This window comes from Chryseobacterium nakagawai (assembly GCF_900637665.1).
In the GTDB taxonomy this organism is placed as follows: Bacteria; Bacteroidota; Bacteroidia; order Flavobacteriales; family Weeksellaceae; genus Chryseobacterium; species Chryseobacterium nakagawai.
The window spans coordinates 3,786,667-3,808,566 of sequence record NZ_LR134386.1; the positions used below are offsets into that span (position 1 = coordinate 3,786,667).

16 protein-coding genes are annotated in these 21,900 nt (G+C 35.7%); 5 read left to right on the forward strand and 11 right to left on the reverse strand.

Annotation, left to right across the window (positions count from 1 at the left end):
- Positions 1-576: 576 nt before the first annotated feature.
- The 3 genes from EL260_RS17120 to EL260_RS26045 all read left to right on the forward strand — a co-directional run bounded on the left by EL260_RS17120 (position 577) and on the right by EL260_RS26045 (position 3,217).
- Positions 577-1,713, forward strand: a complete 1,137-nt coding sequence (locus EL260_RS17120; protein WP_123856556.1) for a helix-turn-helix domain-containing protein — start codon at positions 577-579, stop codon at positions 1,711-1,713.
- A 103-nt stretch (positions 1,714-1,816) separates the two neighbouring features.
- On the forward strand, positions 1,817-2,842 hold the full coding sequence (locus EL260_RS17125) for a serine hydrolase domain-containing protein (protein ID WP_228445504.1): 1,026 nt from the start codon (positions 1,817-1,819) through the stop codon (positions 2,840-2,842).
- 195 nt (positions 2,843-3,037) lie between these two features.
- Positions 3,038-3,217 carry a tetratricopeptide repeat protein gene (locus EL260_RS26045; protein ID WP_228445506.1) on the forward strand — a complete coding sequence of 60 codons (180 nt, stop codon included), beginning with the start codon at positions 3,038-3,040 and terminating at the stop codon, positions 3,215-3,217.
- Between the two features lie 263 nt (positions 3,218-3,480).
- On the opposite strand, the gene EL260_RS17130 is transcribed toward EL260_RS26045, so the two are convergent.
- The 3 genes from EL260_RS17130 to EL260_RS17140 all read right to left on the reverse strand — a co-directional run bounded on the left by EL260_RS17130 (position 3,481) and on the right by EL260_RS17140 (position 6,973).
- The gene (locus tag EL260_RS17130; RefSeq protein ID WP_123856558.1) at positions 3,481-4,713 is read right to left on the reverse strand and encodes a TCR/Tet family MFS transporter; all 1,233 of its coding nucleotides are present in this window, start codon (positions 4,711-4,713) and stop codon (positions 3,481-3,483) included.
- Between the two features lie 119 nt (positions 4,714-4,832).
- On the reverse strand, positions 4,833-5,708 hold the full coding sequence (locus EL260_RS17135; RefSeq protein WP_123856560.1) for a helix-turn-helix domain-containing protein: 876 nt from the start codon (positions 5,706-5,708) through the stop codon (positions 4,833-4,835).
- 233 nt (positions 5,709-5,941) lie between these two features.
- Positions 5,942-6,973, reverse strand: a complete 1,032-nt coding sequence (locus EL260_RS17140) for a LamG-like jellyroll fold domain-containing protein (RefSeq protein ID WP_123856562.1) — start codon at positions 6,971-6,973, stop codon at positions 5,942-5,944.
- 133 nt (positions 6,974-7,106) lie between these two features.
- Between EL260_RS17140 and EL260_RS17145 the strand changes: the two genes are divergently transcribed.
- Together EL260_RS17145 and EL260_RS17150 are read left to right on the forward strand one after the other, a co-directional pair.
- Entirely contained in the window at positions 7,107-9,095 is a 1,989-nt protein-coding gene (locus EL260_RS17145) for a tetratricopeptide repeat-containing sensor histidine kinase (RefSeq protein ID WP_123856564.1), read from the forward strand.
- Between the two features lie 4 nt (positions 9,096-9,099).
- On the forward strand, positions 9,100-9,720 hold the full coding sequence (locus EL260_RS17150) for a response regulator transcription factor (RefSeq protein ID WP_123856566.1): 621 nt from the start codon (positions 9,100-9,102) through the stop codon (positions 9,718-9,720).
- Positions 9,721-9,897: 177 nt separating this feature from the next.
- Here the strand turns inward: EL260_RS17150 and EL260_RS17155 are convergent, their stop codons facing one another.
- The 8 genes from EL260_RS17155 to EL260_RS17190 form a co-directional block, all read right to left on the reverse strand.
- A complete protein-coding gene (locus EL260_RS17155; RefSeq protein ID WP_198418047.1) occupies positions 9,898-10,758 on the reverse strand; it encodes a YXWGXW repeat-containing protein in 861 nt (286 codons plus the stop codon).
- 411 nt (positions 10,759-11,169) lie between these two features.
- Positions 11,170-12,684, reverse strand: coding sequence for a glucose-6-phosphate dehydrogenase (zwf, locus tag EL260_RS17160; protein WP_123856568.1), 1,515 nt, complete (start codon positions 12,682-12,684; stop codon positions 11,170-11,172).
- A 133-nt stretch (positions 12,685-12,817) separates the two neighbouring features.
- Positions 12,818-13,282 carry an RpiB/LacA/LacB family sugar-phosphate isomerase gene (locus EL260_RS17165; protein ID WP_228445508.1) on the reverse strand — a complete coding sequence of 155 codons (465 nt, stop codon included), beginning with the start codon at positions 13,280-13,282 and terminating at the stop codon, positions 12,818-12,820.
- A gap of 70 nt (positions 13,283-13,352) precedes the next feature.
- On the reverse strand, positions 13,353-15,362 hold the full coding sequence (gene tkt / locus EL260_RS17170; protein WP_123856570.1) for a transketolase: 2,010 nt from the start codon (positions 15,360-15,362) through the stop codon (positions 13,353-13,355).
- A gap of 379 nt (positions 15,363-15,741) precedes the next feature.
- Positions 15,742-16,260, reverse strand: coding sequence for a DUF2911 domain-containing protein (locus EL260_RS17175; protein ID WP_123856572.1), 519 nt, complete (start codon positions 16,258-16,260; stop codon positions 15,742-15,744).
- A 35-nt stretch (positions 16,261-16,295) separates the two neighbouring features.
- Positions 16,296-17,987, reverse strand: a complete 1,692-nt coding sequence (locus EL260_RS17180; RefSeq protein ID WP_123856573.1) for a sodium:solute symporter — start codon at positions 17,985-17,987, stop codon at positions 16,296-16,298.
- 100 nt (positions 17,988-18,087) lie between these two features.
- Entirely contained in the window at positions 18,088-20,592 is a 2,505-nt protein-coding gene (locus EL260_RS17185; RefSeq protein WP_123856575.1) for a PIG-L family deacetylase, read from the reverse strand.
- A 516-nt stretch (positions 20,593-21,108) separates the two neighbouring features.
- Positions 21,109-21,780: a hypothetical protein gene (locus EL260_RS17190; protein WP_123856577.1), complete on the reverse strand. Its 672-nt coding sequence runs from the start codon at positions 21,778-21,780 to the stop codon at positions 21,109-21,111.
- Between the last annotated feature and the right edge of the window lie 120 nt (positions 21,781-21,900).

The following is a 21,900-nucleotide window of genomic DNA, read 5'->3' on the forward strand; positions in this document are numbered from 1 at the left end:
AAATAATGTGTAATTTAAATGTATAATTTAGTTATGTCAAAATATAGTAATTAAGGAATAACCTGACAGGATTGAAACAAAACCACATAACCGCCAAATAACTAATTTTCAATAAGTTAAATTTAAAACACTTTCTATATCTGTAAAAAAAGAGTTTGGATAGCGTGCTGTCAAGTTCACAAATAGCCAAATAGCGCCAACTCTCTTTAGTTGGCGCTATTTTTTTGTTTATGATGTCAGCCTAAACCAGAAAAAATTTCTTAAAATTTTAATGTTAAATAGACTTGTAAGAAATTGTAAGGATGACTATGATTAGATTAATTTAATTGTTGAGTAACATACATTCTAATAAAAACTTATTTCAATTAACTTGTACATTCAATTATAGAGTTACCAAAATCTAAATTACAATAATGAAGACATTCCAATTCAGAAGAAAAAAGGATTAAAGATTTTGATTGGATTTCAATATAATATGGGTCCCCTAATATAGTTTAGTGATCATAAATCAATATCTTTGCATCTTATAAAGATCTAGAGATAGGATAAGTAATTTGCAGGAATTGTTTTATAAGAATGGAAAACTTCACTTTTAAAGAAATAGCCGCTTTTATAGGAATTTTTCTTGTACTTGTACTTGCATTGTTTTTAGTAACTGTAAAAACCAAGAACAAACTTTCAAACTGTCTGTTAGCGTTCTTTCTTTTTATAAATGCACTCGACGCTATCAAGTTTTTGCAACACGGATTTCCAGTTAATTTTATCAACCTCGAAGCGTTTCGTTGGAGCACTAATTACGTGGTTTCAGCATTATTTTATCTTTATGTATTGTCTGTTTGTTACACCAACTTTCGATTAAAACCGAAACACTTAATACATCTTATTCCGTTTTTGGCGTTCAATGCGTTTATGATGTGGGGAATTTATTGTAGTGATAGACCTGCGAAAATAAAATTCATCAACGGCATGAACGATATGCCGCTCTTGCAATTTTTCCTCTTCCTTTTCGAAGCGTTGTTTCAAGTCTATTTTATTGCCTCATTTTTCGCAATTAGAAAGGCTAAAAAAGTATATCTCGAGAATTACACAAACCCAAATATTTCATCACTCAATGCTCTTTACACAATAGCAATTCTCTATTACGTTTTACATTTTATTGTTCTGATAAGATGGTTGGTTACGTATATTTTTGGCATCGGTGAGATTCGGGCGTGGATTGTAACTATTGATGGAGTAGCATTTTTGTTTTGTACGTGTTGGTATCTTTTTGTCGCGTTAAATAATCCCGAATTTTTCCGAGGTGTGAATTCTGATTTAAAACCGATAGAAGAAGTAGTTTCCGAAGAAAAATCCTCTCCAAAAATAGATAAAGAAAAGAATACTCAAATCGATTCTTTAAAAGAGTTTATGATTAAAAATGAACCTTATCTCGATTCTTCACTAACGATTCAGAATTTAGCAGAGCAAGTAGAAATACCTGTGAAAGATTTATCCGCTTTGATTAATTTGTATATGGACAAACATTTTTTCGATTTCGTGAATGAATATCGAATTGAAAAAGCCATGCAAATTCTAAAAGATTCTTCTCAAAAAGAGTTGACCGTTTTGGAAATTTTGTACAAAGTTGGATTTAATTCTAAATCTTCATTTAATACCTCATTCAAAAAATATACGGGAACAACTCCTACAGATTTCAGAAGAAACCCAAAATAATTCATTTTTTTTTCCTTACAAATGCGTTCGACTATTTTTAGTCGGTCGTATAGTATAGATTTTCACAACATATTTGCAGAAAGTTTTTTAAAATATAATTACAATGAAAAAAATATTTTTTTTAATATCATTAAGTATTTTATTCACCAATTTTCTTTCAGCCCAAAAGCCAACTGAACAAAAAACAGAAATCAATCAAATTAACGAACTCATGACCAAATCCTACGAAAGAGGTTTGTTCAACGGAAATATTTTGGTCGCTAAAAAAGGAAAAATCATCTATCAAAAATCATTTGGTTTTACCGATGAAACGAGAAAAACGTCTTTAACGAAAAATTCCATTTTTAATTTTGGCTCTATTGTAAAGCAGTTTAATGCAGTTGCTATTATGATGTTGGTGGAGCGTGGTCAGTTAAATCTTGATGATCCCATTTCGAAATATAATTTGGACTTGCCAAAATGGTCAGAAAAAGTAACGACCAGACATTTAATCAATTATGCCAGTGGAATCCCTCGAATTGAAAATAAAATGATCGTCCCGAAAAATGATGAAGAAGCTTGGAAGATTTTGAGAAAAACGGACACCCTCTTATTTGAGCCGGGAAAAGGCTATAGATATGATAACGGCAATGTGTTTTTGCAAAGAAGAATTATTGAAAAGGTAACAGGAGCCACTTTCCAGGATTTTGTTACTAAAAACATTATCAGACCTTTGAAAATGACCAATTCCGTTTTTGATGCAAAAGCAGGGTACAAAAACCGAACATCCTGTTATGATATGGACCACGTAAGATGCCCGGAATTAGAATTTATAAGCGGTTGGCTTTGGTTAGGCATCAATGATATGTACAAATGGATTGATGCAATGAATCATAATCGGTTAATTTCCAGAAAATCCTTTGAAACATTATTGAATAATCCTTATGCAAAAGAAGAAGGTGGTTCTCTTGGTAGATATTATGAAGAAGATGAATTGCAACGTCACAACGGTATTTCGTATAAATTTGAATCTATTTTATTAAATGATATAAAAAATGATTTCATTGTAATCCTGGCATCCAATAACCTCAATAAAGTGTATAGTTTAGGACATACAATCCGTGACATTATGCTTGGAAAAACTTACTAAATCCCTAAAAAATCGGTTTATCAAGCGTTAAGAAAAGAAGCTCTAATCGATGTAAATAAAGCGATTGAAAATTATTATCAACTGAAAAAAACTTCTGAAAAAGAATATAGTTTTGATAACCCAAGCGACCTAAATTCATTAGGCTATGAATTGCTAAGAGCTGGCAAAATAAGCGAGTCCATTGAAATCTTTAAATTGGTTGTAAAAGAATTTCCAAAAAACCCCAATGTTATAGATAGTTTGGGTGAAGCGTATTATACCAACAAGCAATATGATTTGGCCATAGATTGCTATAAAAAAGCAATTGAACTGGGAGGAACCCAAGGTAATGCTGAAAAAATGATCGACAAAATAGTAAAAGAAATAGGTAAGTAAAATTTTCAAATCAAGTTTTAAATAAAAAATCTCTTATTAGCGGGAGGAAACAATATAATTTAATAAACCAAAATATATCTCTATATAAATTGTCGTATTTGCGAACCAACAAACCAAATCATCGATACGCTCGTCAAAGTCACTGAAGGAGACAATTATTTGATAGTTGTCTCTTATTTTTACGCATAAAAATCTTGGAATTGCAACAAAAACCGGTCTAAGGCTAAATCTTTACCCCTACTTATTCATATTATTGCATTTTTTTAATCTTTAGCTTCTTTTTCACCTTTTTGTCGAAAAGCAAAATATATAATAATTACACTCATAAACATTAAAATGGATGCCAGAAAAAATGGAGCTCCTGAAAATTGAAAAGGGGCTTTATCATGAGTGAAATAATAGAATAAGTTGGTCATCATTGGAGGTCCCAAAATAGAGGTAGCACTCACTAAACTTGATAATGCCCCCTGCAGTTCACCTTGTTCATTTGCAGGAACATTTTTACTGATTATTGATTGAAGTGCGGGTCCGCAGATCCCACCTAAGGAATAAGGAACGAGAAAAACAAACATCATCCATCCTTGATTAGTAAATGCAAAAAGCATTAAACCTAATGCATACAATATCAACCCAAAATATACACTTTTTTGTTCTCCTAATTTTGGAGTTGTCCATCTAATTAGAATTCCTTGTACTAAGCCAAGCAATAAGCCAAGCAAACCAAGCGATAGACCTACAGTTCTTTCCGTCCAATTAAATTTATACATAGTAAAAAAATGCCAATTGCTTTGTACAGCATGGAGCGCAATATAGACCAAAATTAAAGCGATGACGAGATTTGATATTTTTGACTGTTTTTTCAAAAAATTAACTGTTCCAATAGGGTTTGCACGTTTCCAGCTAAATGACCGGCGTTTATCTTTTTCTAAACTTTCCGGTAGTATAAGCAGGCCGTAAAGAAAATTCACCATGCATAATATAGCCGCGAAATAAAAGGGAACTCTTGCTCCATAATGTCCAAGCAAACCACCTATTACCGGACCTATAATAAAACCTAATCCAAAAGCTGCACCGATTAAGCCGAAATTTTTAGTTCTATCTTCATCGGTGGATATGTCGGCGATATATGCACTAGCTGTTGAAATACTAGCTCCAGTAAGACCGGCAATGATTCTTCCAAAAAACAACCACCCAATAGAAGGCGCTAGTGCTAATAGTACATAATCAATAGCAAATCCGAAAAGAGAAATTAAAATAATTGGGCGTCTTCCATACTTGTCACTAAGATTACCCACTATAGGTGCAAATATAAATTGCGTAATAGCATAAGCAAAGCCAAGCCAACCTCCATATTTTGCAGCTTCACTAAGGTCACTATTGATAAGTTCTCCAATGAGTTTAGGAACCACTGGAAGTATAATTCCCCAACCTGTAATATCAATCAACAACGTTACAAATATAAATCCAATAGCTGCTTTTTTTCCTGTTTTTTTCATGTTGTAAAATTAAACAGAGATAAAAAGCAGGTATTAACAATTTAATGGTGTTTACGTACAATCTGAAAGCTAATCATGTTCAGCAATCTGTAAATAGTTTAGACATAAAAGAACATAAATTAGTATTCGTTTCTATAGGTTTTTGGTGACACTCCCACTATTCTTTTAAAATATCTGCAAAAGACACTTGTTTCTTCGAAATGAAGCTCATTGCTAATTTCTTTAATTGATAAATTAGAAGATTTCAATAGTGTTTTAGCATGTAGAATTGTGATATGATCAATCCACTGTAATACAGATTTTCCAGTTCTCTGTTTCAGGAAAGTGGAAAGGTATTGTGGTGTTAAATGTAGCTTTTTAGCATAAAACGCAACACTTCTTTGTTGGTTTGCATGTTTTGAAATTAGTAGATAAAAATCATCTATAATCTCATGTGTGCGGTTTTTCACCAAGCTTTTGTTACTCGGTAAACAAGAATATACTTCAGAAATCATACTCATAAGAACCATAACAAGATGTCGAAGCATTTCCGTTTTATTATGGCTAGGCTTTTTATTGTAGAAATTCTGTATAAGCGTCAATAATTCATTTTGCAATTTTATTTCTTCAGGCTGAAGTCTGATAATTGGCTGCCATCTAATTTGGTTGTTCATTATAAACTCACGTAAAACTGGAAATGCTGTAATAAAATCTAAGGAAAGACCAATGGTTACAATTTTGGCATCTTCACTCAATGAGTTTGTGTCGATCATCAATTGCGGCTGCAAAATAGCAATATCACCTGCGTTCATTTCATATTCTAAAAAATGAATCTGTGCTTTCATGGATCCTTGTATCAGGAACCCTAGCAATAAACCATCAAATAAACGGCTATTATTTGTATATTTCTTTTTAGGATCATTTTGTTGATTGAGAATAACTATTCCTTCCGTCTTTTTTGAAGAATCAAGATTGTACAATTTATAGACATTATCCAAAGTTATCAATAGAGCCATGTGCAAATATCTAAAAAATGAAATCATATTTTAAATTAATAAGGTACAAAATCAGCAATATGAAATAATTCATCTCATTATCAGCAATATAAATCCAAAACACTTTCTATGTCAGTAAAAAAGAGTTTGGATAGCGCCCTGTCGAGGTCACAAAAAGCTAAATAGCGCCAACTAAAATCAGTTGGCGCTATTTTTTAAAAGATATCTTTAAAAAATTTCTAGTTCTACCGTCTTTATTTTTTAATGACTTTTATGGTCTCAATACCTTTTTCAGTTTTTACTCTCATCCAATAAGAGGCTGGAGTAAGAGATGACAAATTGATTTCTGCTTCCCCACTGCTTATTTCCTGTTTTATAACAGTTTGTCCTAGAAAGTTAATCACTTCAACATTTACAATGGGTTGTTCGGATCTCAGGAACACCTTGTTTGTAGCAGGATTAGGAAAGAATTTAAATTTCATTTTTTCTACTGACGATACATTTAAAGAACCAGAACATGTAGTCCCGGTATTTATAATACTATTGCCAACCCAGTTAGAAGAGTTGCCGTTTAAAGCAAAACCATTAAGAGTTCCATTATAATTATTTCCGCTGCTGTCTTGCAAGGTTGTTACAGAAGTATTATTCGCATTAGCAACGCCCTGATTAAATTTATAATATGCCATTAATCCTGCTCCCGGACCTGATAGCTCACAGTTCATATGGTTTGTTATTTCACCGGGAGATAAAGCTCTATTCCAGATTCTTACTTCATCCATAGTTCCTGTAAAGCTATTGGCGGCATTATTAAAAGCGCCTAATCTGACAATGTTTCCTCCTTCAACTGGATCAACCTCATTATTGGTATCAACCAATTCTCCATTTTTAAACAATTTCATTGTACTAGTAGCAGCATCATAAGTTACTGCAACGTGATACCAAGTATTAATAGACAATGGCACAGAGTCTTCTACGCTAAACCAACCACCATTATGCCCAGCAGAAAGTTTACCGGAACTATTGGGGATCCAGAAAGCGTGCAGCCCATCCGAATCACCACCAGAGATAATGTTGTTTTGGGTGCTTAAACTTTTCACATAAATCCAAGCTTCTTTGGTATAACTTGTAGGTAAAATGTTTCCACAGTTTACATAATCGTTTGCGCCATCAAAATCCAGCGCTGATCCTTGCTGAGAAAATCCAAATTGGAAAATCATTAAAAAATAGGCAATCCAAATTTTTTGAAAATTTAGTTTGAAAGGCATTAAAAGTATTTTTCTTTTCATGATAAGAATTTTTATTAATTACTTCACAAAATTGTATTATTCTTCCGGAGATTTATATAAGGGTAAACCCCTGAATTGAAGATTGTATAATTTTCAATATTAGAAATTGATACATTTGTAAAAAAATACAAGTATGCCTACGATTAAGAAAATCATATTCTTATTCATTACTTTTTTCACATTATCATGCAGAGAAAAAAAGGAAAGTTTTTATTTTGAAAAAGTAACTCCGCCAAAAGAAGAGCCTACAAAAGTCTGGTTAAGAAAAAATGAAAACTATAACGCAGATAAAGACCGTTACCTGAAAGTTTTTTTGGACTACTATCAAAGTAAAATGGCAAAAGGTGATTATTCAGACGCCTCCAAAATTCTGGATTTAGTGACTACAAAATTTGTTTACTTTTATGATTTTGATCCTCGTCTTACCAACGTTGTAAAAGAATTTGATGAAAGGTATAGAAGAGAATTACCACCGATAAAAACAATTTACATTGATAGTTATTATGGCAATTTAGAATTTGACAGAGACCATCTCAACAAGGCTAAGGATTACTTTTTAAAAATTACAGCCTTAGAACCGGATGATTACAAAAGCTGTTACAAAATAGCCCGTGCTTATTATGATTTATCATATACTTATTTTGTTTTAGGAGATTTAAAAAATAGTATAGAAGCAAATGAAAAATCCAGAAATTACTCCATAAGAATCAGAGATCAGGAAAGTATAGCTTCTGTAGAGTCGAATTATGTCAATATTTACAAAGCAAATGGTTCTTTTCAGAAGGCAATCGCAAGTGCGGATGAAGTGATAAAGATCTCTAAAGAAATCGGGAACACCTATGATTATTTTATGGGCAAGTATAATAAATGCTCCGTTTATGGTTTTTTTAATCAGCATCAGTTGAAAAATAAATATATCCACGAAACTTACAAAGAATATATAGCCAGCCAATATGATAATGATGTACTGCTGCTTTGTATTTCTGATTACGAAATAGAAGCTTTAGTTGAAGAAAATAAATTAAACGATGCCCATATAGTTTTAGACAGAATAAAGCCTGTTGCAGAAAAAAACACCTCTCAAAATTGGCAAAAGGATTACCAAGCAACATTAGCTTTATATCAAATCGCCAGAGATGTAAAAACGTGTAACACAAAATATATAGAAAATTCACTACCCAATTTGCTTGAACATAAAAACTACGAAAGAGCTAACCTATTTTATAATGTTTTATTAGAAAAAGCAATTCAAAGCAGAGATCCGGACAAGGTTGTTTTTTATAATAATGAAGTGTACCGTACCAAGGACAGCTTATCGAGCGCAAAAAGTAAGCTGATCAATTTAGAACTCGCAGCAAAATATGAAACGAAAGAAAAAGAGCAGGAAATTAAACTCCAACAAGAAACTATTATCAATAAAAATGCTGTTATTATAGCTCTAATACTCGTCTTTATTGCATTGTTATTAGCCATTATTATTTATTATTTAAAACAAAAACAAAAGAAATTGTCTTTAGAAAAAGAACGATCATTGCAGTTTACTAAAAACCTTCTGGATAAAACCGAGGAAGAGCGCAAAAGAATTGCCTCTGATCTCCATGACAGCGTGAGCCATGAGCTATTGTCGCTTAAGCATTCCTTTGAGGTAAGCCAGCTTCAATTAAATGACAAGGTGGATAGCATTATTAACGACATCAGAGCCATCAGCAGAAATTTACATCCCGTTCTTTTTGAAAAAATAGGACTCGAAGCCAGTTTAGAACAATTCATGGAACGTATTCAAAATACCCATCGTTTTATGATCTCATCCGAAATCCATTATCAGGATGGTCTCACGACTGAAAAAGAATTACAAATCTATAGAATTGTGCAGGAAGCGGTTTCAAATATTATAAAATACGCAGATGCGATCGCGGCAAAAGTAGTTCTCACTGAAAATAAAGACACCGTTATTTTAGAAATTATGGATAACGGAAAAGGATTTAATGTAAAAGAAACGCTTGAAAAAAAGGATGCTTTTGGTTTACACAATATCATAGAAAGAAGCAAAGCCATTGGTGGACAAGCCACTATCACATCCACTGATAAAGGCACAAAAATAGTGGTTCAAATAAAAAAATAATACAATGAAAATTCTAGTTGCAGACGATCATCCTCTAACCCTGAATGGAACTGTTTCTTACCTTACCAATTTAGGATATAACGTAGTGAGTGCCTGCTCTAATGGAACGGCAGCACTTAATTACATTCAGATTTATTTGCCGGATGTAGCGGTTTTAGATTTAAATATGCCGGGGCTGGACGGATTGGAAGTGGCCAAAAAAGTAATGGAAAATAAATGGCGCACGAAAGTGATCATCCTTACCATGCACAATGAAATCGGAGTTCTGAACAAGGCAAAAGAATTTGAAGTAGATGGTTATATTTTAAAAGAAAAAGCTTGTCCTGATTTAGAAAAATGTATGAAGGAAATTGCTTTAGGAAAGAAATATTATTCCGGAGCTTTACTTCAAAATTACACCATAGAACACACGGATGACCTTGGCAAACTCAACCTATTAACACTTTCTGAAAGAAAAATAATAGAATTAATAGCGGGTCAAAAAACCAGTAAGCAAATTGCAGAACTTCTTTTCCTGTCTGAAAAAACAGTAGAAGGACACCGTACCAGAATTATAGAAAAACTGGGCATTCCAAAAGAAAAAAATGCATTACTGATTTGGGCTATACAGAATTATAAAAAATGAAAGATATCTGAATATTCAGATGGGTGAACTAAATTATGAAATGGATGATAAAGCGAATATGGCAAGGGTAAGAAAACTTTAATACATCATGAAAAGAATAAACTGCTTCAAAATAAAAAACCGTCTCATACGAATAGCGAAACGGTTTTTTTATTACTTATAATATCGGGAATTCGTTTATCTTCTGCCTCTTCCACCACCACCTCTGTGCATTCCTCCCATTCCCATTTCTCTTCCTCCTCTGTCAAATCCCTGTCCGCCCGGAAAGTTCATGCTGTGGATCATTGGGCCGGAATTATGATGAAATTGTCCCATATTATTCCTCATATTCATTTCATGATCCATTTGTTCTTTGCTTGCGGAAACCCGGTTATCATGCATGCCATCCATTTCATCTTTATTCGGATGATACATTACGCCTTTTCCTCCATTAAAGCTCATACGATTGTTATTGACAATATTCACTTTATTGATGTAGGTATTGTGAATATTATTATTCACTCTCCACACTGAAGTGTTGTACATAAAGTGGCCATGATCCCATCTTCCGCCGTAGAAACCACTTCCAAAATATCCGAAACCATAGTTGATTCCTCCATAATACCCTACTCTAGGTCCCCAATATCCAGGATGCCATCCGTAGAAGCTATCGTAGAATCCCCAGTATCCAGGGGTCCACAATAGGCCAACAGAAGGAGGTAAAATCCAGACTCCTGGAACCCAGTAATATCCGCTTACGTCCCAGGCCCAGTATCCGGGAGTCCACAAATAACCATCTCCCGGACACGGAGGCTGTACATAATCCGGTAATGCAGGTGGTGCAAGCTGAGTTTTTACAGTAACAGTCGTTTGATCATCAATATACCCTGTATTCTGTGCAAAAAAAGAAGTTGTTGCAAAGAGAGCAATAATGGAAAGCATTATCAATTTTTTCAGAGCCATGTACAATTTTGCAGCAAGCAATTGAGTACCGTCTGAGATCATATCATCCTTCATTAGAAATACGTCTTCATGATAGGAAATTGTGTTTGTTTTCATAAAAAAGAGATTTAAGGTTTGATTTAAATTATTATATCATACCTCATAGAGGTTATAGTTATCAAAAAATTACAATTGAAAAACTATAATGTATGGGGATTACTCTTAATTATTTTTGGGAATAAAGGCATTAATGTTAATAAAATAAAGTCATTATTTATTTTCTATTGAATAACATCCTTTTTCCAATCATTTATATCCAAACTACAGACCAATCTCACGAATTAAGCATCAATAAAATTAAAATTATATTAAATATTGAATACCAAATGAATACAATATTATTGAGAGGACAAAAAAACAAATGGTGTAAGCTCAAAAATTTTTATATAATTTCAGCCTTCAAAAATAAAACGATTATCAAAACGGTCTACTTTAATTAGATTTAGAAACGTAACATTTTTGGTCATACTATTTTTTTTGAGGTAAATTGATCCAGTGAAAGCCGTCTTTGGCGATGAGTGCATCTGCATTTTCCGGACCCCAGGAGTTGGCGGGATAATTCGGGAAGCTTGTCATTTTATTGTTCTCCCAATGATCAAGAATCGGCATGACAACTTTCCACGCTTCCTCCACTTGATCAGCCCGCATAAATAAGGTCTGATCTCCCGAAATAACATCTAACAATAGTGTTTCATAAGCCTCCGGCGACTCGGTCTTTGTTTTTTCCGAATAATCAAATACCATATCCACCGTATTCAGCATCATTTCAAGACCCGGCGTTTTGCTTTCAAGCTGAAATTTAATCGACATATCCGGTTGGATACTAATAATAAGCCTGTTCTGTTTTGGAATAGCGTGTTCTTCATTATTGAACATATTATGTGGCACTTCCCGAAATTGCACCACTATATAGGAAGCTGTTTTAGAGAGTCTTTTACCGGTTCGCAAATAAAAAGGAACACCCTGCCAGCGCCAGTTATCGATATTGAATTTCATAGCGGCATAGGTTTCAGTATTTGAATCCGCCTGCACATCAGTTTCTTCAGGATAACCGGGAACCTCTTTGCCTTCAACCCAGCCTGATCCATATTGTCCTCTGACAGCTATAGTATCAATTTTACCCGGAACAATTTTCCGGATAGCCTTCAAAACATCAACCTTCCGGTCACGCACAAGGTCAGCATCGAAGTTGATAGGCGGTTCCATGGCAACAATACATAACAATTGCAGCAAATGGTTTTGGATCATATCCCTCAAGATGCCTGCACGGTCAAAATAACTTCCTCTATTTTCTACACCAATCTGTTCGGTCACCGAGATCTGAACATGTTCGATATGCGTACGGTTCCATAGAGGTTCCATAATGGTATTGGCAAAACGAAAAGCCATCACATTCTGAACTACTTCTTTTCCCAAATAATGATCTATCCTGTAGATTTGCTTTTCATCAAAAATGGTCAGTAAGTTTGCGTTTAAAGCCCTTGCAGATTCCAGATCTCTGCCAAATGGTTTTTCAATGATGATGCGGGTGGTTTTCTGGTCATTCTCCAGTTTGCTTTTGGAAATATTCTCTGCAATGGTACAGAACAAATCCGGTGAAACAGCACAATAATACAGTATTGAAGGATTCTGCTTCCACTCCTCCTTCAACTTGTTTATTTTTAAATAGAATTCATTGTAAGATGCTACATCTTTGATATCAGCTGCCTGATATGAAATATTTGAGGAAAATTCTGCCCACTTTTCTTTTTTAGCCTTCCCTGTTCTGGAAAACTGATTGATCCCTTCCAACAGGGAATCCCGATATTTCTGATCACTCAATTCTGTTCTTGAAGTTCCTATAATAGCGAATTTTTCAGGCAATCTGTTTTCAAGAAAGAGATTATACAATGCAGGAATGATTTTCCGTTGAGTCAAATCTCCGTTTCCTCCGAAAATAATTAAGACTGTAGCATTTACTTTTGTATCTGAAGTTTTTGACATTTTTTATTTACTTTTTTTTAAAATTAAATTAAAACAACAGGTTAGTTTTTAAAATTTTCCATCACCGTTTCGTATGAAAAACAGCCCGTCATTCATTGATTGCTTTAGAATACTAAGCTTTTAAAAACACTTATCAGGATGGACGGTCTTCCAGATTCCGAATTTTTCCCAGGCGCCGCAGATGTCTTTCAGCTCCAATGAATTTTGCATTAAGAAAAGCTAAAACCAATTCTTCGGCCATTGCATAACCTATGACCCGTCCGCCGAGACAGATTAAATTCATATCATCATCCTCAACACCCTGATGTGCCGAGAAATAATCTGTGATCAATGCCGCCCGAATACCGGGAATTTTATTGGCAACAACACAGGCTCCCACTCCACTGCCACAAATTGCTATGCCTCGGAAAACTTCTTTTGAAGCCACAGCCTTTGCAAGGGGAATTACAAAATCCGGAAAATCATCTGCACTGTTAAGTTCCATTGCGCCATAATCTACCGGTTCGAATTGATTTTCAACTAAAAAAGATTTTATTTTTTCCTTAAGTTCAAAACCACCGTGATCTGCGCAGATTCCAATTTTTATGAATATCGACATTCCAATTTATTATTTAATTCTAAAATATTTTTGTCATCGTAAAGAATACATACTAAGGTCGTAAAAAAGTTTATATGTTTTTCGAAAATAAAGCAACCGCTCTTTGTACTATATTTTCAATGCTAAATCCGTATTCTTTCATGATTTCTTCTCCCGGTGCAGATTCGCCAAATTTGTCGATTCCGATCACATCACCATCGTCAGTTGTATATTTCATCCATCCCACTGTTGAGCCCGCTTCGACAGCCAATCGCTTACGGATTTTTTTTGGTAAAACCTTTTCTTTATAGGCATCAGCTTGCTGATCAAATAAATTCCAGGAAGGCATGCTTACCACACGGGCATCAATCTTATTTTTCTTCAGTTCTTCCTGAGCTTTCAAAATTAAATGAACTTCAGATCCACTGGCAATTAAGATCATATCAGGCTCTCCTTCCGAATCTGAAAGAATATAAGCCCCTTTCTCCAGGTTTTTTGCATTCGTATATTTTTTTTGATCGATAACCGGAATTTCCTGTCTGGTCAGTGCAATAGCAACAGGTCCTTCTTTGTGTTCAATCGCAACCCGCCATGCATGTACAGTTTCGTTTGCATCCGCCGGACGAATAACGGTCATATTCGGAACGGTCCGCAATCCGATCAGTTGTTCTACCGGCTGATGCGTTGTTCCGTCTTCTCCGAGACCAATACTATCGTGGGTAAAGACCATGATCTGGCGTATTTTCATAATCGCTGCAAGCCGGAGCGGCGGACGCATGTAATCTGAAAATATTAAAAATGTTGCACCGTATGGAATTAAATAATTGCTTAAAGCCATTCCGTTAAGCACAGCTCCCATGGCATGCTCGCGGATTCCAAAATGGAAATTACGACCGTCCCGGTTGGCTGCGGAAAATGATGGATAAGCTTCCAGAACTGTATTGGTAGAAGGCGACAAATCTGCTGAACCGCCTATTAATTGAGGTAAATATTCTGCGATCGCATTTAGTGTTTTGCCAGAAGCCTTACGGGTTGCCATCTCTTCCCCTTGTTCAAATACCGGCATCTTTTCTTCCCAGCCCTGAGGTAATTTTCCGGAAGAGATAGACTCGTATTCTTCAGCAAGATCAGGATACTTTTTCTTGTAACGTTCAAACAAGGTATCCCATTCATCCTCATTCTCTGAGGATTTTCTGCCTGCTTCACGATAAAAATCCAGTACATCATGAGGTACGATGAAACTTTTTTCAGGATCAAATCCGAAATTTTCTTTTACTAAACGAACTTCTTCTTTTCCCAGAGGTGAGCCATGTGCTGACGCCGAATCATGTTTATTGGGACTTCCATAACCAATATGGCTACGAACTTTTATTAAAGAAGGGCGTCCTGTTTCTTTTTGTGCATTCCTGATGGCAATGGATAATGCTTCAAGGTCATTAATATCCGGTACATTTTGTACATGCCATCCGTACGCTTCAAATCTCCTGGAAACATCTTCATCAAAGGCCAGATCAGTATTCCCTTCAATCGTAATATGGTTGCTGTCGTAGAAATAAATCATATTTCCTAAACCCAAATGTCCGGCAAGCGATGCTGCTTCTGCAGAAACACCTTCCATTATATCACCGTCACTGCATATGGCATAAATTTTATAATCAAAAATATTAAAATCCGGTTGGTTGTAACGTTTTGCCATGTATTGCTGAGCAATCGCCATTCCCACTCCGTTCGCAAATCCCTGCCCCAACGGACCGGTCGTCACTTCAATTCCCGGAGTGAGTCCATATTCAGGATGACCCGCAGTAATACTGTGCAGCTGTCTGAAGTTTTCAATGTCACTTAATGTAACGTTATACCCTGTCAAATATAAATAGCAGTATTGCAGCATGCAGGCATGACCACAAGAAAGAACAAACCGGTCCCGATTGGCCCATCCTGGATTTTGTGGACTGTAATGCATGACTTCAGACCATAACAAATGTCCCAGTGGTGCTAAAGCCATTGGCGTTCCTGGATGTCCTGAATTTGCTTTCTGTACTGCGTCTGCTGAGAGAACCCTTACTGTATCAATACTTTTTTGAGTTAAGTTTTTATTTTCCATTGTTACATTTTTAATTAATAATTTTTGTAAATGGGTAAAAGAAAAAGATCGAAAAACATTTTGAATTTTTTGTTTTCAGTTTCTGAATTCAATGTTCCTTCTTTTTACATCAAAACTGTGACCATTTAAAAATAAAAGATTCTATTCTTCAAAAAATCTAAACAAGACGGTAACAGGAAAAGCCTGAGGACAATTTATGGAATGGTACAATTAACAAATGAAAGGATCAGAAAGAATATGATTTATTACTGAACCGGGAAATTCAGTGATCTACTCAAGCGATTATCCAGTAAAGTTATTATAATCTTTGATACAGTATTAAAATTTTAAACAAAAAAAATCCCGGATTAACCGGGATTTTAAATTCTTCTATTTACATTTATTTGATCTCTACAGGAACTGAGATTTTATCCCAATCCATTGTGAATCCATTATTGTTTATTTTATACACTAAAGTTTCCTGTGTGGCTGGTAAAGCTTTTGTTTTTACATCAACACGTAAAGCATCTTTTGCTTCTTCATATTTATAAGCACCCCATTGTTTTGGCTCTTTGTTAAAGATGGCAGTCCAGGTTCCGCTTTCTTTAGGAATTAAGAAAAAGCTATATTTACCTTTAGCCAGTTTTTTACCCTGAACAGTAATATCTTTATCCGTTTCGAAAGTTGTGGCTTCATTGGCACCTGCGCGCCACACTTTATTATACGCTTCTAAACCACCCCAGATGGTACGTCCTTTTACAGAAGGACTGCTATAAGCTATTGTAATAGTTGCATCTTTAATTTTTCCGGTTGCTGTAGCCGGAGGGCTAGCTGGTTTTTTAGCCTCCTGAGCAAATGCATTCACTGAAATTGTCATGGCAGCCATAACTACGACCACTGATTTAATCATTGTTTTCATACTATTCTTATTTATTTGTTTTTATTATTGTTTGTTTACGAATTTACTTCTTTCGGCTTATAAAACAATAGCCCGATTGCAGAAAATATTATGACTGCCGCTGCCCCAATTACATTAAGCCAAAGGAACGATACGATATCAAACTGATAAACGGCAATCACCGTAATTTCTGATAATATCGCCGCTATAAATACATTGGAACCGGTAATCTTTTTGTAGTAAAATGCGACCAGAAAAATCCCTAATATTGGGCCGTAGAAAAGAGAACCTAATACGTTAACCGCTTCAATAAGGGAACCCATCTGCGTTGCAAACATGGCCACACCGATTGAGAAAATACCCCAGGCCAAAGTGTGCAGTCGGCTATACTTCAATTCGGTGGCATCATCAGGAATTTCTTTTTTAAATATCAGATGAACATCTTTTAATGAGCAGGCAGCAAGAGAATTAAGTGCTGCCGAAATGGAACCCCAGCTGGCCAGAAAAATGACAGCAAACAGTAAACCGATCATCCCTACAGGCAAGGTATTTTTTACGAAATACAGAAAAATGTAATTGGTATCCGTTTTCTCCGCATTATAGTTTGAATGATTAATTGCTTCCTCTACCCTTCCGTGAAGTGCTTTTACTTCGGTTTGTGTGTTTTTAAAATCCTGAATTGTTTTATTGAGTTCGGGCGAATGAGTCTCTTTCAACTTTAGAATTTCTTTTGATTCTGCATTGAATTTAAGTTGTAAATCCTGATGTTCTTTTTCAAAAACAGCAGCCTGTTCAGGTTTTGTTTCCTTTAAATATTGATAAGAACGTTCGTTAAAATAGATAGGAGCTGGTTTCAGGGAAAAGAAAGCGAAAAGCAAAGCACCTATCAGGAGAATTGCAAACTGCATCGGAATTTTAACCAATCCATTCAACAGTAAGCCCATTTTTGCATTGGTAGTGTCTTTCGCCGTTATATACCTCCCCACCTGGCTCTGGTCAGTACCAAAGTAAGAAAGTGCCAGAAAAAAACCACCAATCAGCCCGCTCCAGATATTGTATTTATCTTTCCAATCGAATTCTGTGGTGATAACATTGAGCTTTCCTGACTTCCCTGCCAGATAAAGTGCATCCTTAAAACCAATTCCATTTGGCATATTCTGAATAAGCAGATACCCTGCAAAAGCCATGGTTCCCAGAATAATGAGAAACTGTAATTTTTGGGTGTGAGCAATTGCTTTTGCTCCACCAACATAGGTATAAATCAGCAGAATACCTCCTGTTAAAACATTGGTTAAGTAAATATTCCAGTTTAAAACGCTTGACAAGATGATACTCGGAGCGTAAATACTGATTCCTGTTGATAAACCTCTCGAAAAAAGAAATAGCAATGAGGTAAGTACCCTTGTTTTTTTATCAAAACGGTTTTCTAAATATTCATAGGCAGTGTAAACATTTAAACGCTGAAAAATCGGGATGAAAGTGATACAGATCACAATCATCGCCAAAGGCAAACCAAAATAATACTGCACGAAACGCATCCCGTCTGTATACGCCTGGCCCGGTGCTGAAAGAAAGGTAATGGCACTTGCCTGGGTAGCCATAATTCCTAAAAGCACAATATACCAAGGCATTTTATTATCTGCTTTCAGGTAAGATTCGTTGCTTTTTTGGCCACGACCGATCAATACGCCATAAACCACCACTACAACAAGTGTAAAAATAAGAACTGTCCAATCTATAGTACTCATGCCCAGAATTTAGTAAACCAATAATAAAATGCGATCTGCAATACTAATGCAACAGCTAATAGTATGTACCAGATATTCCAATTCTTAAGTTGTTTGTTCATCAGTTTTTTTGTGCAGATAAAAAGTTTAAAAATAAACGTGCCGCACCCACATTTCCTGCAGGCAGCTGTCTGAAAAATGCCAACGGGGTATAAATAAAATTGCCCTTCCCGTATTTAGCATATAAAGTTGATCCCTGCAGAGGTTCTTCATCCGTATCGTGCATTTCAAAAAGCGGTTCATATGCCGCATCCCATTGGGCAGGGAAATAGGCACCACGCTCCTGCACCCAGCCTTTAAAATCATCTTTAGTAATTTTGTTCGGAAAGTTCAGTAACTTATGATTGGGATTTAACAACGTAACCGCAGCATTTTCTTCGGTAACCCTCTTATTGGCAATGCTGAAATTGTACATTCCCAATTGGTCAACGGATGTATCCTGGTTGGTATTGTACTGCATCACCAAATTACCTCCCGCTTTTGCATAAGACCATAAAAAAGGCATCCAGCGACCCAGTTTTTTCTCTGTGTTATTGGCACGAACACCCAATACAATGGCATCATATTGCGATAACTTATTTTGACTACCATTTCCGCCATATCCATCTATGTTGCCATAAAAATCTTCGTCTTTCAGGACCTCTACCTGAATCCCTGCAATGCGTAGGAATTCGGGAATGAAATCGCCCGCACCTTCTATATACCCCACTTTTTTAACCTTTGCCTGAATATCGCCCTTCATTACAGTGGCTGTTGCAGGCTCAAAATATTGCAAGGAAGGTAAATGCGGGTACTGAATTACTATTTGTTTTTTATGATAGGTGACTCCATCTGCCACAAAATTGGCATCCAATTGCAGACGGGATGAGCGTATTGCAGCAAGCTTAGCTTTCGGAATAACGTAATCGATGGTAGTATCTTTCCCATTGATTGAATTAACATCAGCACTGCCTAATCGTTCTCCGTTATACATCAGGTTTAGAACACCCTTACTATATGGTTTGTTAGAATTAGCCTTAACATTTAAACTCAAATGTACATCTTCATTGTCTTTGGCCACATACAATGGCTGTGTAAATTTCAGTTCTATTGCAGGAACAATACGTAAGGCTTCAACTACATCACCACGCACCGGGTCTAATTTCTTGAAAGATAAAGGAAGTTTAACCTGAAAATCTTCTGAACCGATTTTTAAACCAACCCAAACATTCAATGGTGATTCTGCTTCAGGCAAACCGACTAAAGTCTCATTCGGAACAGAGAAAGTTGCTGCGTTCGTAGGAGGTTTTGCTAACCAGTAAGGTTCCGTGAGTGCTGCATCAGCAGGAATCTGAATGTCATGTTGAATGGTAATTAAAGAATCTTTTGAGAGTTTTTTATTGAAGCTTTCTGATTGACTTAACCATTTTACATTTTCTAAAACGACAGGATTGGCAGCTCTTGAAACCAGATTTAACCTGAAATTGGAATGATCTCCGGCAACAGCTTCAGCCTGATTGGTCACCACTTCACCCATAAATCCGGCACAGCTCAAAATGATCTGATCAAGAGATTGAAGTTTATCCCTTTTCAGATCTGTATCTTTTAACGCCATCACCTTTTTTCGCAAAGCAAGCAAAGCAGGTAAACTAAGGTCCGGATTATTGAAATTGAAAGCGGAAATAATTGTATCTAATGATTGGTCAATATCAGCGTTTCCTTGTGAGGTCCAGGTTTTAGCAACTCCGTCAAAAAGTGTTTCTTTTGCAGGTTCACCCAGAACATGGGCAAAATATTCAGTTCTGATACCAGCTACAGACTGTGTTCCCGCCCCCTGGCTTTTATGTAAACTTCTGCTTAATCCTGCCAATTCACCATAGCCCATTCCCAGTTGCGCATCATATTGTCCAACGGTAACTTTCAGTTGGTTTTCAGCTGTTGTATTGACCCCACCAAATCGGAAAGTATTCCACAAAACGCGTTTGGGCTGCCATACATTGACATATTTTAATTGATCTGGAAAAGCATTTTTATCCCCTGCCAGCTTAAAAGCCTTTTCTGCCACTACAGCCGAAGCAGCATGTTGTCCGTGACCTGCCGCAGCAGTAGGAGGAAAACGACAAATGATAACATCAGGACGGAATTTACGAATGACCCAAACCACATCCGCTGTAATGCTGTCTGCATCCCATTGTTTAAAAGTATCAGTGGTATTTTTAGAAAAGCCGAAATCAATCGCACGGGTAAAAAACTGTTGGGCACCGTCTAACTTTCTCGCTTCTAAAAGCTCATGCGTTCTGATTAAACCCAATGCAGCCCCTTGCTCTGTCCCTAATAAATTCTGACCACCATCGCCTCTCGTTAAAGACAAGTAGCCCGTTTCTACATTTTGATCGTTGATTAACCAGGAGAGTAATCCTGTATTTTCATCATCAGGATGCGCTGCAAGGTATAAAACTTTAGGCAGCTGTTTAAGCGTTTTGAGATCGCGGTAAATTTCAGAGGATTTGGAGGGCCGAACCTGTTGGGCCGAACAAAACCCCGTATAAAAGCTAAGGATAAATACAGTGATTACTTTTTTGAACATTTAGATTTGCTTTGCAGGGCAAATATAAGTAAATCATCTTTCTTTCAATAGTAAAAGAATCAGACTCTGAATTTCACAAAATAAAATAAACTTTATTGCTAATTATCGATAAAGCTGTTTAAACTTTTTTATTAAACCCTAAAGGAGACACAAAAGCTTTTTAAACACTTAAGCGATTTAAGTTATATACTTTGTATATAAGAATCTTAAAAAATCAAAGATTTCTATTATTATCACAGATTGAGCAGATTTTTCACCCATAAGAATTCTGAGATCTTTTGGAAATTATCGAATCAAACCTTATAGGTTTTAAAACTTATGCATATTAAAAACCTATAAGGTTTAGTCCCTTTATAAAATAAAATCTGCGAGAGAAAATGTTCACAAACATTTGTGAAATTTATGGAATCTGCGGGAAACTCTTTTAATCACAAACTCAGAGTTCGATGAAGTTAAAAAGAACCAAAATATTGATAATCGCGTATGAATTAAAGTTTCAAAGAAAATAAAAACCACTTATTTTTTTCTCATTATATCCCGTGTAAGATAGAGATAATTAAACATGCAAAATGTGGCTACCGCCCCAAAAGTATGCCATAAAAAGTGGGTTCCGAAACTCAACCATTCCCATTTATCAATGATCCGGAAGGTGAGTGCGAGAGCAAACGACAATAAAGCAAATCCTACCCATTTACCGGCTTTCCATTGGGTATAGATTAAATATCGTAATACCGAAAAAAGCACAAATGAAGCCATGATTGCATAATTTACGTTGATAAAAAGAGAAGTCTTATCTACCAAAATCCAATTTCTCAACCCCAGCATCAATACCAGATATACAAGAACCATTACAACAGCATAGTACCATTTGAGGCTCTGAGCTAAAAAATAAAACCCGGCAGAAAAGCACAATACCATAATAGGTAACCAATCCATCATGATAAATACCGGCCATTGCCTGAATGTATGATAGACAGTTCCTCCTACGGCACCTATGTATAATAAAACCAGGCAGTACGTTAAAAAAGGATATTCTTTAAAATGTCCTTTCATTTTAAGGGTCCAAAAAATGGCTAAGGCTAAAAAGAATGCAGCTGTTATTGCATTTAACGGCTCAGGGAAAAACTGAGCCATATCTGTTTCTTTATATAACATGCCTCCGTCCAGAGGGAATTGATGTATTGGCATTGTCCTTTTTATATTTGTTTATCAGCATGCTGTAGACCACAAATTGCAGACACAGGCCATTTTTATATAGATCGTCTAAATATAGAGAAAATTATGGCATTCTATACCTGGATCTGCCCG

What these genes read in the sequence shown, in the direction of transcription:
- EL260_RS17120 (WP_123856556.1), top strand. Translation starts at nt 577, where the DNA reads ATGGAAAACTTCACTTTTAAAGAAATAGCCGCTTTTATAGGAATTTTT.
- EL260_RS17125 (WP_228445504.1), top strand. Translation starts at nt 1,817, where the DNA reads ATGAAAAAAATATTTTTTTTAATATCATTAAGTATTTTATTCACCAAT.
- EL260_RS17130 (WP_123856558.1), bottom strand. Translation starts at nt 4,713, where the DNA reads ATGAAAAAAACAGGAAAAAAAGCAGCTATTGGATTTATATTTGTAACG.
- EL260_RS17135 (WP_123856560.1), bottom strand. Translation starts at nt 5,708, where the DNA reads ATGGCTCTATTGATAACTTTGGATAATGTCTATAAATTGTACAATCTT.
- EL260_RS17140 (WP_123856562.1), bottom strand. Translation starts at nt 6,973, where the DNA reads ATGAAAAGAAAAATACTTTTAATGCCTTTCAAACTAAATTTTCAAAAA.
- EL260_RS17145 (WP_123856564.1), top strand. Translation starts at nt 7,107, where the DNA reads ATGCCTACGATTAAGAAAATCATATTCTTATTCATTACTTTTTTCACA.
- EL260_RS17150 (WP_123856566.1), top strand. Translation starts at nt 9,100, where the DNA reads ATGAAAATTCTAGTTGCAGACGATCATCCTCTAACCCTGAATGGAACT.
- EL260_RS17155 (WP_198418047.1), bottom strand. Translation starts at nt 10,758, where the DNA reads ATGAAAACAAACACAATTTCCTATCATGAAGACGTATTTCTAATGAAG.
- zwf (WP_123856568.1), bottom strand. Translation starts at nt 12,684, where the DNA reads ATGTCAAAAACTTCAGATACAAAAGTAAATGCTACAGTCTTAATTATT.
- EL260_RS17165 (WP_228445508.1), bottom strand. Translation starts at nt 13,282, where the DNA reads ATGTCGATATTCATAAAAATTGGAATCTGCGCAGATCACGGTGGTTTT.
- tkt (WP_123856570.1), bottom strand. Translation starts at nt 15,362, where the DNA reads ATGGAAAATAAAAACTTAACTCAAAAAAGTATTGATACAGTAAGGGTT.
- EL260_RS17175 (WP_123856572.1), bottom strand. Translation starts at nt 16,260, where the DNA reads ATGAAAACAATGATTAAATCAGTGGTCGTAGTTATGGCTGCCATGACA.
- EL260_RS17180 (WP_123856573.1), bottom strand. Translation starts at nt 17,987, where the DNA reads ATGAGTACTATAGATTGGACAGTTCTTATTTTTACACTTGTTGTAGTG.
- EL260_RS17185 (WP_123856575.1), bottom strand. Translation starts at nt 20,592, where the DNA reads ATGTTCAAAAAAGTAATCACTGTATTTATCCTTAGCTTTTATACGGGG.
- EL260_RS17190 (WP_123856577.1), bottom strand. Translation starts at nt 21,780, where the DNA reads ATGCCAATACATCAATTCCCTCTGGACGGAGGCATGTTATATAAAGAA.